This is a genomic window from Olivibacter sp. SDN3 (assembly GCF_014334135.1).
Taxonomy (GTDB): Bacteria; Bacteroidota; Bacteroidia; order Sphingobacteriales; family Sphingobacteriaceae; genus Olivibacter.
In genome coordinates, this window is the sequence record NZ_CP060497.1 from 3,454,488 (window position 1) to 3,470,228 (window position 15,741).

General features: G+C 41.5%; 13 protein-coding genes. 12 read left to right on the top strand and 1 reads right to left on the bottom strand.

Annotated elements, in window-relative coordinates; translation table 11 throughout:
* The first annotated feature begins 133 nt into the window (after nt 1-133).
* The 4 genes from H8S90_RS14265 to H8S90_RS14280 all read left to right on the top strand — a co-directional run bounded on the left by H8S90_RS14265 (nt 134) and on the right by H8S90_RS14280 (nt 2,637).
* Nucleotides 134-298 carry a hypothetical protein gene (locus H8S90_RS14265; RefSeq protein ID WP_187338536.1) on the top strand — a complete coding sequence of 55 codons (165 nt, stop codon included), beginning with the start codon at nt 134-136 and terminating at the stop codon, nt 296-298.
* Nucleotides 299-393: 95 nt separating this feature from the next.
* Nucleotides 394-933: an RNA polymerase sigma factor gene (locus tag H8S90_RS14270; protein WP_187338537.1), complete on the top strand. Its 540-nt coding sequence runs from the start codon at nt 394-396 to the stop codon at nt 931-933.
* Nucleotides 934-1,770 carry an anti-sigma factor domain-containing protein gene (locus tag H8S90_RS14275; protein WP_187338538.1) on the top strand — a complete coding sequence of 279 codons (837 nt, stop codon included), beginning with the start codon at nt 934-936 and terminating at the stop codon, nt 1,768-1,770. It abuts the gene before it with no gap.
* 261 nt (nt 1,771-2,031) lie between these two features.
* Nucleotides 2,032-2,637 carry a hypothetical protein gene (locus tag H8S90_RS14280; protein WP_187338539.1) on the top strand — a complete coding sequence of 202 codons (606 nt, stop codon included), beginning with the start codon at nt 2,032-2,034 and terminating at the stop codon, nt 2,635-2,637.
* A 50-nt stretch (nt 2,638-2,687) separates the two neighbouring features.
* Here the strand turns inward: H8S90_RS14280 and H8S90_RS14285 are convergent, their stop codons facing one another.
* Nucleotides 2,688-3,884: a GTP-binding protein gene (locus H8S90_RS14285; RefSeq protein ID WP_187338540.1), complete on the bottom strand. Its 1,197-nt coding sequence runs from the start codon at nt 3,882-3,884 to the stop codon at nt 2,688-2,690.
* Between the two features lie 254 nt (nt 3,885-4,138).
* Between H8S90_RS14285 and H8S90_RS14290 the strand changes: the two genes are divergently transcribed.
* The 8 genes from H8S90_RS14290 to H8S90_RS14325 all read left to right on the top strand — a co-directional run bounded on the left by H8S90_RS14290 (nt 4,139) and on the right by H8S90_RS14325 (nt 15,733).
* The gene (locus H8S90_RS14290; protein WP_187338541.1) at nt 4,139-4,555 is read left to right on the top strand and encodes a MerC domain-containing protein; all 417 of its coding nucleotides are present in this window, start codon (nt 4,139-4,141) and stop codon (nt 4,553-4,555) included.
* A gap of 2 nt (nt 4,556-4,557) precedes the next feature.
* Complete coding sequence (locus H8S90_RS14295; RefSeq protein ID WP_187338542.1) at nt 4,558-5,202, top strand: ABC transporter ATP-binding protein; 645 nt, start codon at nt 4,558-4,560, stop codon at nt 5,200-5,202.
* Nucleotides 5,203-5,206: 4 nt separating this feature from the next.
* Nucleotides 5,207-6,475 (top strand): ABC transporter permease, encoded by a 1,269-nt coding sequence (locus H8S90_RS14300; protein ID WP_187338543.1) that lies wholly within the window; start codon nt 5,207-5,209, stop codon nt 6,473-6,475.
* A 2-nt stretch (nt 6,476-6,477) separates the two neighbouring features.
* Complete coding sequence (locus tag H8S90_RS14305) at nt 6,478-6,945, top strand: hypothetical protein (RefSeq protein WP_255501614.1); 468 nt, start codon at nt 6,478-6,480, stop codon at nt 6,943-6,945.
* A gap of 123 nt (nt 6,946-7,068) precedes the next feature.
* Nucleotides 7,069-7,770: a hypothetical protein gene (locus H8S90_RS14310; RefSeq protein WP_187338544.1), complete on the top strand. Its 702-nt coding sequence runs from the start codon at nt 7,069-7,071 to the stop codon at nt 7,768-7,770.
* 187 nt (nt 7,771-7,957) lie between these two features.
* Nucleotides 7,958-8,197: a hypothetical protein gene (locus H8S90_RS14315; RefSeq protein ID WP_187338545.1), complete on the top strand. Its 240-nt coding sequence runs from the start codon at nt 7,958-7,960 to the stop codon at nt 8,195-8,197.
* Between the two features lie 67 nt (nt 8,198-8,264).
* Nucleotides 8,265-12,428, top strand: a complete 4,164-nt coding sequence (locus H8S90_RS14320; RefSeq protein ID WP_187338546.1) for a hybrid sensor histidine kinase/response regulator transcription factor — start codon at nt 8,265-8,267, stop codon at nt 12,426-12,428.
* A gap of 164 nt (nt 12,429-12,592) precedes the next feature.
* Nucleotides 12,593-15,733, top strand: a complete 3,141-nt coding sequence (locus H8S90_RS14325; RefSeq protein ID WP_222852097.1) for a TonB-dependent receptor — start codon at nt 12,593-12,595, stop codon at nt 15,731-15,733.
* Nucleotides 15,734-15,741 lie beyond the last annotated feature (8 nt).

Genomic DNA, 15,741 nt, shown 5'->3' on the forward strand with positions numbered 1-15,741 from the left:
AAGCGGATACTGGTGTCAATTTAATTTGTGGCTTATGGTTACATTAAAGTTATACTGCAAAACCAGCAGACGGATTTCTTCGTAAATGATAGTGAACGTCTCGTATCTGGCATGAAAAAAAATAATTCATAATATGAATTCGGATAAAATAATGGAGCTTAATGAACATAATGTAGAACAAAAAAACGTAGGAATACAGTCTATAGATGGTATTACTGCTTCAAGAATACATTTAAGAGATACCCTGTCATTAATTGAAATAAATAAAGACCTATATCAACCAGAAAATGAGTTTTAACGTATATGAAAAAAAAATAAAAACTGAATAGATAAGTTAATTGTTGGATAAAAACTAGAAACGGTTATATTTGAAGATCATTTACTAATCATTAATTGCCACACAAAAATATCTATACAGAAGAAGAGTTAATTTCTTTGCTAATCAGCAAGGAGGAGCAGGGTTATAATTATTTATATGATAACTACGCCGCTGCTTTGTATGGGGTGGTCGTGCGGGTCGTTGGAGAATCTAACGAAACAGCAGACATCCTGCAAGATAGTTTTGTGAAAATCTGGCAGAATATAGATCAATACGATCCAGCAAAGGGTAGATTATTTACCTGGATGTTAAAAATAACTAGAAACTTGGCGATAGATTACATGCGCTCTGCAGATAAAAAAAGGGATAGTAAAACGCATAGTTTAGACCCGGGGGTGCATATAGAAGGTAATGAAACCTATGCGAATATAGATCACCTCGGATTAAAAAAGGTATTGGGACGACTCAAAAACGAATATAGGATTGTTATCGAGATGGCCTATTTTCAAGGGTATACGCAAGATGAGATTTCAAAGGAACTGGATATTCCCTTGGGCACCATCAAAACAAGAGCACGTGCGGCATTGATGCAACTAAAACAAATATTGAATTAATTGGATATAAGGGAATACATATCGTCTGGCGTAATTGATAGCTATGTTCTTGGCATGGCTAATGAGGAGGAGGTTCGTGAACTGGAGCAGTTGAGCAGGCAGTATCCTGAAGTTAAACAAGCGCTACTGGATGCCCAGGCAACTATGGAGCAATTTGTAGGTTTGCATACGTTGCAGCCACCTGCCGGCAGTCGTGAGAAGATACTGAAAGCCTTGACCGACGAAAATTTGATCGAAGAGTCTTCTTCAGCAATTAAGCCTCCGGTAGAAACGGCCGAAGAAACTCCAGTTGTTCCTATAAAGAAGGTAGAGCATAGCAATAAAATTGCTGTATATATAGCTGCCGCAAGCATTATATTATTGATTCTGGGAGGGATTTATCATTTTGTAACGGTAAATACGCTGAAATCGGAATTGCTACTCATCTCTAGCCAGCAACGTATGCAATCTGCTGAGTTGACAACTTACCGCGATTCATCAGAAATTTTAAATCAGCGTTTGGCAATTCTCGAAAATCCTGATGTTAAAAAATTGGACTTAACTGGTGTTGCCGGGCATGAAAAGAATTCTGCCATCCTCTATTGGAACCAGGAAACGAAAGAAGTTTTCCTTTCGCCGGCAAACTTAGCTGCATTACCTGAAGGAAAGCAATATCAATTGTGGGCAATAGCAGATGGAAAACCCGTAAGTGCGGGGGTGTTTACCAGACCTAATTTAACGGAAATCCAGCAAATGTTAAATGTTTCCAATGCAGAAATGTTCGCGATAACTATCGAGAAAGAAGGGGGAGTAGAGTCGCCTACGCTTGACCAAATGGTTGTTGCTGCTAAACTTTGACCTGAATGTTATCCGTATAATTGACGAATCTTTCTTCGAAATTATTCCCCTTAATTTTAGTGCATATGCCGTAATGAGCAGTGAGCATTGCAAACTTTGATTCCTTTTACTTAATTTAGTGTGTTCCTAACCGAGCTGCCTCTGCAACACTTTTGATGAAACGTATGATAAAAGCATCTGGCTGATTGGCCATAAAAGCAGAGAAGTATTTTTTAAATATTAGTACCAGCATAAAGTAAAAGATTTAAATTTGCCATCGCAGTGAATATAAACACCTACATACAAAGTGGTATTCTGGAGCTTTACGTGTTGAATTTGCTCGAGCCCCCGGAACGAGCTGAGGTACAAGACATGATTTGCCTTTATCCTTCAATTAAAGAGGAGGTGGAAAAGCTAGAGCTGAAACTTGAGGCTGACGTGCGACAAGCAGCGGTTACCCCCCCCTCCACATTGAAGGAAAAAATATATGCGTCTATCCAAGAGATGGAAAGAGCAAAGCAGGTTGATTTTGATTGGACTGCGTTAGGCTTGATCGATCAGAATACCGACTACAAAGCGTGGTATCAAGCGGTGTGTGACCGTTATCCCAAAGCATTTCAGCAGGATAATTATTTTAAAATTTTGCGGGAAGATGCGACGGCCAAACAATTATTGGTCGTTTCCTCTTCAGATGTCGCAGAAGAAAGCCATGATGATACCTATGAAAGCTTTTTGATTCTTAAAGGTAAATGCATGTGTACAGTGGAATCGGACACTTTTTTTCTGGAGCCCGGTGGATTTACCCAAATTCCACTCCATACACGTCATCAGGTAAAGATTGTAAAAGGCCCGGTGGTTGCAGTTGTGCAATATATCGCCTTGTTTTAACAAAACCGTTGCGTTTCATTCAAATTTCTTGATTTAATAAAAAACAAATATTATAAGGTATCTGGAAAAGGGTCTTTCCATTTTTGACTGTCCCAGTTTCTGGATTCGGCAGCTGTTAATAAACAGTTTTCAATTTCCCTGAGCGTTTTTTCTTTATTTAAGTATTGGCCGATAAATACAAGTTCGTTCTGCCGATCGCCCCAAGTTTTGCTCCACCTGTTCTCAATCTCATCTCTGTACTCATGATAGGCCGCATATCGTATCCGTTCGTCATAAGGCATGCCGCACCACCAAGAGCCGGCATTCTCCATACGAAGACTGCCTCCAGCTTGGCTGAAGTTAATTGCTATATCTGGCCGCGACGCCAACCAGAACAGGCCTTTAGCGCGTATGATCGAATGTGGATAATGTTCGTTGAGGTATCTGAACCATCTGGTAGGATGGAACGGTCTAGGCGATTTGAAAACGAAGGATGAAATGCCATATTCTTCCGTTTCAGGGGTATGCTCGTTTTCCAGCTCCTGTTTCCATCCGGCACTGGCCGATGCTTCCTCAAAATCAAACAGTCCGGTGTTCAGAATGGAGGAGGGCTCTACCACGCCAAATGATGAACGAATGATGCGTGCTGTCGGATTCAGTTTGCTGATTGCCGCTTCCAATGTACCTACGGTTGTTTCTGCAACGAGGTCTGTTTTGTTCAAGATAATCACATTGGCAAACTCCAATTGATCGGTCAATAAGTTAACGATGGTGCGGCTGTCATAGGAGTCAGCCGTAAGCGATCGATCACGCAGGGTTTCATCGGTACCAAAATCCCTGAAAAAGTTAAAGCAATCGACAACCGTAACCATTGTGTCAATATAACTAACGGAACGAAGGTCGATTTGATGTTGCTGGTCTACGTAACTCCAAGTTTGTGCCACAGGTATTGGCTCCGAGATACCTGTACTTTCTATCAGCAGATAGTCAAAGCGGTTTTCATGTGCTAATTTTGCTACTTCTTCTACCAAGTCTTCACGAAGCGTACAGCAGATACAGCCATTGCTCATTTCTACCAGTTTCTCTTCGGTTCTCGACAATACGTTTTCCCGGTCGACCGCCTGCGCATCAATATTGATCTCGCTCATGTCATTTACGATGACAGCCACTTTCAGATTTTGCTTATTATGCAAAATATGGTTCAATAAGGTTGTTTTACCCGCGCCAAGGAAACCACTAAGTACAGTTACGGGCAATTTCTTTTTCATCTGTTTTGGTCTTTTATAAATTTAACTAATGAGCTGCTTTGATCGTATATACCCGATCGGTTTTTTGCAGAACGTTGACTAAAGGGTATCCCACATTTATTGATAGTACAGTTTGCCGGCTTTCGAAATCCTTTGGTATCATAAGCTTATTTTATTATTGCAATTAAGTTGCAAATATAATAAATGTTATTAATTTTGCAACTTAATTGCAATTGAAATCATTTATAGTAAATAAAGAACAAAAACTAAAAAGTATGAAAGCGAGTTTATTGGGAAAAATGGATCGGGTTGGGTTTACGGCTTCTGCCTTATGTGCCGTTCATTGCGCCCTTATGCCTTTTATTATCACACTGTTACCCTTGATTGGGTTGGAATTCTTATCAAGCGCCTGGTTTGAAATAGGGATAATCGCGTTGTCTATTGCCATAGGTCTTAGCTCGTTGATTCCTTCTTATCTCAAATATCATAGGAAGACGATGCCAATCACCTTATTGGTGATAGGTTTTGTGCTGATATTTGGAGCTCATTTATTGGGTTTTCATGAATGGGAACCGGTATTGGTGCCCATGGGTGGATTTACGATTGCGGGCGCACATTTTTTAAACTGGAAGTATAATAAGCCCTTTCATTGTGATGATTGCCGAAGGGACGTAGAGGAAGAACAGAAGTAGCTATGGACCAATTTGCGGCCAATCTAGCGTTCAGGAACATACGGTTTGCCTACGGCAAGAATGCTCCCATGGAGTTTCCTGATATGTGTTTAACTAACGGCGACCATTGCCTGATACTTGGCGATTCGGGTAGTGGAAAAACCACTCTATTGCATATATTGTGTGGTTTGCTACCTCCATCTGATGGTAGTGTTGTGCTTAATGGAGTGGATCTGTATGGGCTTGCAAAAAAGGAAATGGACAAATTCAGAGGACAGCATATCGGGCTTGTTTTACAGCAGGCACATTTGTTACGGAGTTTAACCATAGCAGAGAACCTCAAAATGGCCCGCTATCTGGCAGGTCTTCCGAAAAAAGGTTGGGAGGCGTCTGTTTTGCTTGATAGGTTGGGTTTAACGGGTAAGGGCGATAGCTACACCCACCAACTGAGCCAAGGGCAATTGCAGCGCGCGGCCATTGCGCGGGCTTTGGTCAATAGACCGTCTTTGCTGGTGGCCGATGAGCCGACATCCTCACTGGACGATAGGAATGCGTTGGCTGTTATTGATCTATTGTCTGAACAAGCTGCGCTTTGCAACGCGTCTCTGATCATCGCTACCCATGATAAAAGAGTAAAGGACAAATTCCGTAACACTTATCAACTATAGACAAATGAATATATGCTATGTTGCCTGGCGCAATATTATCCATAATTTTTCTACTTCTTTACTGGGAATGCTACTTTCTGCTGTGGGCACGGCCATTCTTTGTCTGGTTATGTTGCTGTCTGTACAAATGGATAAGCAATTGGCTTTAAGCAGTAAAAACATTGATTTGGTGCTTGGAGCTAAGGGAAGCCCATTGCAGCTCATTTTAAATAGCATCTATCATGTAGACTACCCTACAGGCAACATTAATTTTGAGGAGGCACAAAAGGTTGCTGCTAATCCTATGGTAAAAATGGCTGTTCCCCTGTCGATGGGAGACAATTATCAGGGGTTTCGGATTATCGGGACCGATAGCAGTTTTTTAGCCTTATATCAGATGGAGCTGCGTGAAGGAAGATGGGTGTCCAAAGAATTTGAAGCTGTTATTGGAGCGCATGTGGCATCGGAGAAAAAAATAGGCATCGGCGACCGTATTGTGGGAGCGCATGGCTTAAGCAGCAACGAAGATTTACATGATGACCACCCATATACCATCGTGGGAATATTGCACAAAAGTAATGCGGTGAGAGATAACCTAGTTTTGACAAATCTTTCCAGTGTTTGGCATATGCATAGTCATGAACATCAGCACGAAAAAACCGATCATACACATGGCCATGGTACTACCCAACATCGTCAGAAAGAAAATGGTGAGCATGGTGAAGAGACGGTGCAAAGTTTAGTCAGCTTGGAAGATCAATCGGAGCAGATCACCAGCATGTTAATACAATATAAAAGCCCATCCGCGGTGGCGATGTTTCCTAGAATGGTGAATCAGAACACCAATATGCAGGCGGCCTCTCCATATATAGAGAGCGCCCGTCTGTTTTCCATTATGGGGGTGGGACTGAATGCCTTACAAATGCTGGCAACAATACTAATGTTTATGGCCGCCCTGAGCGTGTTTATAGGTCTTTACAATGCGTTTAAAAACCGGAAATACGAATTGGCTGTCATGCGTGTTATGGGAGGTTCTGCTACCGAAATATTTACGATGATGATTGCCGAAGGAATACTCATTACTTTTTTGGGCACTTTGTCGGGTATCATTTTAGCTCATATCGCTAGCTATTTCATTGCCTCAGTAGGGCAAGATAATGTTTTGTCGGCCAGCTATGTGGACATATTTGAGTTTTGGCTGCTCCTCATTGGTATGATGATCGGCTTCATTGCTTCTCTGATACCGGCCTTCAGCGCATATACAACAGCTATTTCGACAACTTTATCCGAATGACTATGACGATGATCAGAAACAGGTTGCTTTTATTGTTTCTTTCCTTTATGGTTATGGAAGGGAAGGCACAGCAAATTCCGGATCATGAACCAATGATGAATGACGTCTGGGAAGCTTTTGATGAACTGATGTACAAAGTTACGACCGAGCCAGATGGTACCACGGTGTATACCCCTCATTTCCCAAAAGTACTGAAAGATTTGGAAGATACGGTGGTTACATTGCCCGGGTATATGGTGCCATTGGAATTGGGAAGGGATCACCGTATGTTCATGCTATCGGTCTTGCCTTTGATGCAATGTATGTTCTGCGGACAGAACGGGATACCACCTTTGGTGCAGATCACTATGCGAAAGGGGAAAGCGCGTTTTTCAAATGATCCTTTTAAGGTAAGAGGTCGGGTTCATTTAAACACCAATTTAGAAAAGGGATCGGAAATCCAGCTATTGGACGCTGAAGTTATAGATTGAAACTTGAGAACGATAACCATGCTATTGTATATGTATATCAATAAAGGGCCTCCTTCGCTTAGTGTTTTGCTAGGAAGAATAATGATTAAATAATTAGGTTAAACGACAAATAAATTCAAAAAGATGACAAAATACGACAAATTAATAACCTTGTTCCTTATGGTTTTTACACTCTTTTCACTTGGATCTTGCAGCAAAGATGACGATAATACGCCTATCAGGGAAGGCGTTGAGCGATCGGAATTGATCCTTACCGAAGTTAGCGGCGAAGAGGTGGAAGCGCACGGCGACCATTTTCATGGACTGAACGATGCTGTGGAAGGTGAGTCCATCGTGATCAAGTTCGATGAAAATGGCATAGCTACTTCCAATGGTCATCTGCATCTGGAAGTGGACGCCATTTATAAAATCGAGTTGAAAGCTTGGGATTATAACGGACAGGAAGTGCAGCACGATTTCATCGCCAGTAAAGCGGTGGCCGATGACTATAAGGCATTCCTTGTTGGAGGTGATCTTATCCTGAATCCAGACTCGAAGAATGAAAGCGGTGCAATTTTTCAGCCACGCGAACAGCAGTATGGTGATGGCAGTGCCGTTAATGGGCAATATGAAACCACTGGTATTCTGAGCTATTTCACCGTGGGACACGATAATGAAGGGCCCACCAAAGAACTGACTTATGTGCTACGTAAACTCGATAGCGGCTTGAAAGGTACAATCGAACGTACGGATTGGAACCGTAAAGACTATACTGAAGTATTCGCTGGGGAGAATGTGCTGGAACTCAAATTTGAAGTACACGCCGAAGAAGGTCATCATCACTAATTCGATTCAAATTGATGCTTTAATAGTATTTAGCGGACCGGTTAGGTCCGCTTTTTTTTCGTAAATCTTACCGATGTGTTTAACGCAGGATGAATAGATAAGGTGCATATGCACTAAACCAAATGATTATCGTGTTGTTCTAGCTAATATGGAACATCGTAAAATAACATGTCAAATCCTATTTCATTTGTTTGTATTTCTCTTTGTGGTTTCCTGCACAGAGCGCACAACATCTAAAACGGGAAGATCCGAAGGGAGGCGAAAGCAAGATGCAACAACGTTAACTACTTATGTTTCAGTGGTATCCTACCGGGTTCCTGTAAATAAGGAAGAGATACAGACAGTGTATACATCCATCATGGCAATGATGGAAAACGGAACCTTAGACTCGACTTCCTTTGACACTAAAAAAGGTTTCATTGGCTAAATACTGGTATTGAATAGCACCTATTTCCCAGAAATATTGTAGCTTCGTAAGATATTATAAAATAATTGTGATAACAACACTTCTTAGTTTGGTAATGGCCTTAAATGCCGCTGTGTTTTATGAATTCAATGAAACACCTGGTTATCAAGTGTACAATTATACGTTAAAAGACGGCTTGGCATTTAACAATGTGAATGCAATTGTACAAGATAGCGTAGGTTTCATTTGGATAGCTACCGAAGATGGACTCAGCCGTTTTGATGGTAAGCACTTCAGGAATTTTAAATACGAGACGAGTAACCCGCACAGTCTGGCAGGTAATTATATACAGGATCTTTTCCTAGATCAAGAAGGCGTATTATGGTTGACTTCCAGAACGGGTATTAGCAAGTTTAACAGCCGGATTGAGTCTTTTGAGCACTATAATATATTAGGTGGAATAAAAGGCCACAATAAAATGGATGTGGGGGCCATTCACAGCAGTTTAAACCGAAATATACTTTGGGTGTCAGCTAACGGTATGGGCGTCTACAAATTCAATAAAAACAACGGAGATTTCGATCGATATACAGTTGATAATTTGGGAGGTCTACGGTCTAATATGGTTACCCATAGCTTTGAAGATAGTTCGGGGCTGCTGTGGGTAGGGACTCAAGATCAGGGGCTTCATGTATTTCGTATACATGAAAAAGGCTTGGAATATTTGGACGTATATGAAAAGCTGATGGAAAATAACATGCACTTTACTGTGCACAATATTTTTGAAGATAGCTACCATCGGATTTTAATTGCTACTAATAAGGGTTTGTTGATATATGATCCAATAACATATGCGCACCTTTGGATAAAAGGTACAACATATGGATTGCCAAATGATCGCTTCCTTTCTATAAAAACAGATCGTGAAGGGCAAGTTTATCTCGGTTTACAGGACGGTGGATTTTACAAGTTGGACTTCAGGAAGGAAGAAAATGGCAAGATCGATGTGCTGGGCTTTCGCGGTATAAATTGTGACGAATGGCTGCCGAAGGGTATTACAAAAAGATCGGTTTCAGCTCTTTTCTTTGATCGCGATCAGAACCTGTGGGCGGGGTCGTATGGTGATGGCATGTTTTTATTGGCAAAACCAAAATATGCCTTTGTAAATTACCCAAAAACAAAGCTGTTGCCATCTAGCGGTGCTAAGGATATGCGCTTTTATGGGATGGCGGAAGATCGTCATGGCAACTTATTCGTAGGAACAGATGGACATGGTTTGTTTATGCTCGACAAGCAGAATCATTTGCTTAAACATTTTAAAAAGGGAGATAAAAGTGGTATTACAGACAATGCCATTCTAGTAGGGTTTAAAGACCATCTACAACAGTTATGGTTTGGAACCTATAGTGGAGGTCTTGTCTTGTATGATACTGAAAAACATACATTTAAGAATTATATAAATCATTCGAAAGCTGTTGGATCACTGGGAGCCAATGATGTCCGGGTTATTTATGAAGATCGCAAACACCAACTCTGGATAGGAACGAACGGAGGAGGCTTACATAAACTAAATAGATCAACGGATAGGTTTACGCAATATGCGCAGCACAATAGCACGATCCCATCCAATGACATCAGGTCTATTACTGAAGATAGAAAGGGAAATCTTATTATTGGAACTTATGGTGCCGGTATTACGTATTTTGACCAAGGGAAAGAACAATTTACACCTTATTTTGCTGAAAAAGAGTTGTATAGCCGCTTAAATGCGGAGGTGATATTTGATATGAAGATTCGGAGCGATGGCAAATTATTGGTTGCTACTGAGGCAAATGGACTTTTAGTTTGCGATATGGAAGCAAGGCGTATCATCCGATCATATCATAATAAGAACAGCTTGGTAAGTAATACCATTTTCTCAATCGTAGAAGATAATGCAGAAAATTGTTGGCTGAGTACAAACAAAGGGCTTACACAGATTAACAAGACGACCGGAAATGTGCATAATTATGGTTCGTTGACCGGGCTCCAACCAGGTATTTTTAATCCAAAGTCTGCGCATTACAGTGCCCTAAGAAATCAACTGTTTTTTGGAGGAACCGGGGGATTGACTTATTTTGATCCTTTAGCGCTGGAAACAAAAGAAAGTGTCGGACCTATCGTTTTTACAGGTTTGGAAGTATTTGGAAAGGAAGTTATAATTGACGGGGAAAATGAGAAAGCTATACTTAATAGACCGATAAATGACACCAAGAGTATTGTTTTAAATCCTGATCAATCCACCTTTACCTTGCATTATGCATCGTTGGATTTCGGTATGTCGGGCGAAAACAGATTTGCCTACAAACTAAGGGGTTTGGAAGAGGAATGGAATTTTGTGCATGATGGTCAATCGGCAACTTATCATTATTTAGCACCGGGGAATTATACTTTTGAAGTTGCGATGGAACATGCGGGTGTTGTCATCACGGAAAACCTCAAACATCTGCAGATCAAAGTGCTCCCGCCTTGGTATAAGACTTGGTGGGCATATGGCCTATACCTATGCTTGACCTGTGGGCTTATTCTGATTTATCAACGTTATAGAAGGCAACAGCGGGAACTCGAATACCAATTGAAATGGAGTCAATTGGAGCATGAAAAGGATAAAGAGCTGAGCACACTTAAGCTCAATTTTTATACGCGCCTGTCGCATGAATTTAGATCTACATTAACCTTAATATTAAACCCGGTAAAAGATCTATTGCAAAATAGCGGTGTGCAACAACAAATGGCACCTTCGTTAAATACACTTTACGTCAATACAAATCGATTGTTACGGCTTTCCAACCAAGCCTTAACATTAAGGTCAAATCATGAAGAGCGGCTTGTAGAAGAAGACATAGATATGGTATTATTGGCTAAAGAGGTGTTGAATTGTTTTGAGCATCAGGCGAAACAAAATGGAATTGACCTCGTATTTCAAACCGAGACCCCCGGTATGATGGTTTATGCGGATCTGGAAAAAATGGAAATCATTCTTTTTAACCTTATTTTTAATGCTATTAAATTTACTGAGAAAGGTTGGATAAGGGTTGTATTAGGTCAAAAGGAAGACCTGATTTTGTCACTGGATATAGAAGATAGCGGCTGTGGTATCGATAAGAAGTTGGGAGATAAGTTGTTTGATCAATTCGTGCATCATGAAGTGCAGGGGCAAGGTCAAAGGAGGGGGCTGGGCTTTGGTGTGGGACTGTGGATGGTGAAATCTTTTGTAGAGATGCATCGGGGAACGATCACTTATCGGAGCGAGCAAGGGAAAGGGACTTGTTTTCACCTGGAAATGCCGATTAGACAGTATACCAAAACCTCGGATCCATCGATGGCACACGCAATAGCGGACGAGCAGTCTGCCGTGGAACAAATCTTTGAACCAAGCTACGCATCGATAGCTCAAGCCACAAAAGCTACCGGAGTGCGGTTTTCGACGATGAAAATGTTAGTAGTAGACGACGACAAAGAGATGACGGCCTTTCTCCAGGATATTTTTACCCCGTCTTTTGACGTGATAAAAGCGCAGGAGGTTAATGAAGCACTTAGGGTTATAGATAATGTTATACCGGATATTATCTTGTGTGATGTGATGATGAATCATAGTAACGGTATGGAATTATGTAGGTTTTTGAAGAATGATAATCATTTGAAGCATATTCCTATTATACTGCTTACCGCTATGCAAAGTCTGGAAACACAGTTGAGTGGATTCCAAAGCGGAGCTGATGATTACGTGATGAAACCTTTTGATAAGGAAGTTTTAAGTGCAAAAGTGGAAAGTTTGATCAAGACACGAAGTAACCTTAAAGACTATTTCTATAATAGTATAACGCAAAACCTGGCTTATCATAAGATAACACCGGAAGAGAAGCAGCTTTTGGAGAAATGTGTAAAGCTAATAGAAAGCCATATGGAGGATAGTGATTTTAATGTTCATAAGCTGGCTTCCTTGTGCAGGATGACGTATGCCACATTGACGAACCATATAAAAGAGGTTACGGGCATGACCTTGAATGCCTTGATTAGGTTTATTCGCTTGCAGCAGGCAGCTAGATTGTTATTGGACAGTGATGCTACGATTTATGAAGTAGCAGATAAAGTAGGTTTTCGCGACTTGAAATATTTTAGAGAGCAATTTACCAAACAGTATCAAATGACGCCTTCGTCCTATATTAAAAAGTATCGTCAACCTTTTCATAACATTTATCATCCCAATTAAAAGTAAAAAGAAGTTTACCCCCACATTTTTTTGATTTTACCCCTCACTCGTATTAGGTGTACAAGCGAGATTTGTACCCTGTGAACCAATTAGGCTAATGAATGGTAGATAGGTGTTTAACGTACAATACCATTTAAATGCTGATCAATTTAACCAAAAAAAACATGGACAATTTTTGTGGATTTAGGAAGGCATTGATTTGTTTGAGATGCCTGATGGTGTACCCGTTTATCTTGGGGGGTATCTGTTTTTTTTCTATTGCTTTGGCCAATGAAAAGGACGCTGCTCCACAACAGCGACAGCAAACTGTCTCGGGAAGAGTGAGCGACCGAAATGGACAACCGTTAATAGGGGTAAGTGTGCGGGTAAAGGAAGGAGCTGGAGGAACAAGTACGGACGATCAAGGGAAGTATGCTTTACAGGTTTCATCAGAAGAGGCTTCTTTGATATTCAGTTATATTGGATATCATAGTAAAGAAATTCCAATAACAGGGCAGCAATCGATCGATGTGATACTGGAAGAGGATGCGCAGGCGTTGGGTGAGGTAGTGGTAGTGGGATACGGTACGCAGAAGAGAGCTACGGTTACTGGATCGGTATCGGAGGTAAGAGGTGCCGATATCGTAAAAAGCCCGCAGCCCAACGTGTCTAACTCTTTGGCGGGCAGATTCTCTGGTCTTGTTGCTACAAATCGGGGAGGTGAACCAGGTTACGATGGCTCCCAAATCAGGATCCGTGGTGCATCAACCACCGGGAGTACGGATGTGCTGGTGGTGGTTGACGGTGTGCCTGGCCAGGTGGGCGGATTGGAACGTTTAGACCCTAATGATATTGAAAGCATCAGTGTATTGAAAGATGCATCCGCAGCGGTATACGGAAGTCGGGCAGCAAATGGAGTGATTTTGGTCACTACCAAAAAAGGAACCATGGGTAAACCTACTGTGTCTTATAGCTTCAATCAAGGTTTTTCTTCACCTACCAGGTTGCCACGGATGGCCGATGCAGCTACTTATGCAACTTTAAGAAATGAAATAAGCTATTATGGTAATCCAAACGGTGGGTTGAACCAGTTTTATTCAGAAGAGGAAATAGAACGCTTTAGAACAGGATCAGATCCCGAACGTTATCCCAACACGAACTGGCAAAAGGAAGCATTGGCTAGTACTGCCTTGCAAAATCAGCATAATTTGTCGGTTAACGGTGGTACGGAAACAACAAAATATTTCGTATCTGCTGGAACACTTTCACAAGACGGAATTTTTCGGAATGGTGTTACGAACTTTAAGCAGTATAATTTCCGTTCCAATATTGATTTTGACGTAACCGAACGTTTTAAAGTGGGCTTATCTGCCGCAGGGCGGGAGGAAAAACGTAAATTTCCTACCGTCGGTGCAGGTGATATTTTCCGTAATATCTACCGAGCTTACCCAACGGTATTAGCGCGATACGCCAATGGTCTACCATCTACCGGCATCGAGAACAACAATCCGGTGATGATGGTGACGGATGCAGGAGGTATCAATGAGAACCCTACACTTGTTTTCAACGGCATACTGAGGGCTTCCTACGATTTACCCTTTTTGGATGGCTTGATGTTGGATGGATTCTTGGCTATCGACCGTTCGCAGGAGTCTGGGAAGAATTTTATAACGCCTTATCTAGTATACGGATACAATGCAGCGAATGATGAGTATGAACCACGCACAGTAGGTGAACCTAGGGCACAGCTTGAGCAGTTTCAAGAAAATACATCACTTACCACCGCACATATTAAACTTAATTATGAGCGTAGTTTTGGTGACCATAATGTTGGTGCCTTTGCTGCTTATGAGCAGGCAGAGCGTAAGTTATCGCAATTTGAAGCAGGTAGAAGAAATTTTCCGTCATCACTGACGCCAGAGTTATCGCAAGGAGGAACAGCTCTCGAAGACCGTACAAATGCAGGATTTAGCTGGAGGGAAAGTCGGACTAGTTTTATTAGCCGGGTAAATTATAATTACAAAGAAAAATATCTGGTGGAGGCACAATTACGTGTAGATGGATCGTCTATATTCCCCAAGGATAGTAGGTTCGGTTATTTTCCCGGTATTTCTGCTGGATGGAGAATATCGGAAGAAGGATGGTTCAAGGATAGGATCTCTTTTTTTGATGATCTGAAGATTCGGGCTTCCTATGGTGAACTCGGTGGAGACAATGTAGGGGCAAACCAATTCATCAATAACTATGTGTTTAATAGTGTTTATACTTTGGGCGACGGTCTTTATCCAGGTATCGACCTGGAAAAGCTGGCAAATCCCAGCATCACTTGGGAGGTCTCGAAGAAAACTGATCTAGGGTTCAATGCGCAGTTTCTGAATAAATTCAATATGGAGTTTATCTACTTTATGGAAAATAGGTCGCGCATTCTCTTACCTAGAAACGCATCCATTCCGGGAAGTACGGGGATTGTAAACCCTATCGAGAACGATAATACGGTTCCTTTAGTGCCTTCTGAAAATATCGGTAGAGTAGATAACAGAGGTTTGGAAGCTACCTTAGGCTATACGCATACCGGAAATGTGAGTTTTGGAATAGCAGGAAATGTAACTTATGTGAAAAGTAATGTGGTATTTCGTGACGAATCGCCAGCAGTGTTGCCTTATCAAAGCCTTACCGGAAGACCTTTAAACACAGATCTTCTATATCGGACCCTTGGAATTTTCCGTAATCAGGAAGATTTGGATAATTATCCGCACGTGCCCGGCGCTAAAGTGGGCGATTTGATTTTTGAAGATTATAATCAGGATGGAGCGATAACGGCTGATGATATGGTGCGGACAGATCTAGGAAATATTCCGCAGCTTACTTTCGGTCTGAACCTTACCGCTTCTTGGAAAAACTTTGATTTTTCTGCGGTACTCGCAGGTCAGGGAAAAGTTAGGCAATATATTTTAGCTGAAGCAGGAACTGTGGGTAATTTCTACCGCACCTGGGCAGACAATCGCTGGAGCCCTACTCAACCGGATGGTACCTACCCAAGGGTAGATGAACGGGCTTCATCAGCAATTAGTGGAGGCTTGTACCGCAACGATTTTTGGCTCTTCAATACCGCTTTCCTCCGTTTGAAAAATATCGAATTGGGCTACAATTTACCTGGAAATCTCCTGGAAAAGATAGGGATCAGCTCCTTACGGGTGTTTGCTAATGGATTTAATTTGTTCACCGTAACCAAATTAAAAGACTTTGATCCCGAGGGAGATAGCCAGAGCGGACAGTTCTATCCGCAACAGCGTATTATTAACCTAGGGGCCAATGTTCGTTTTTAAGGATCTAT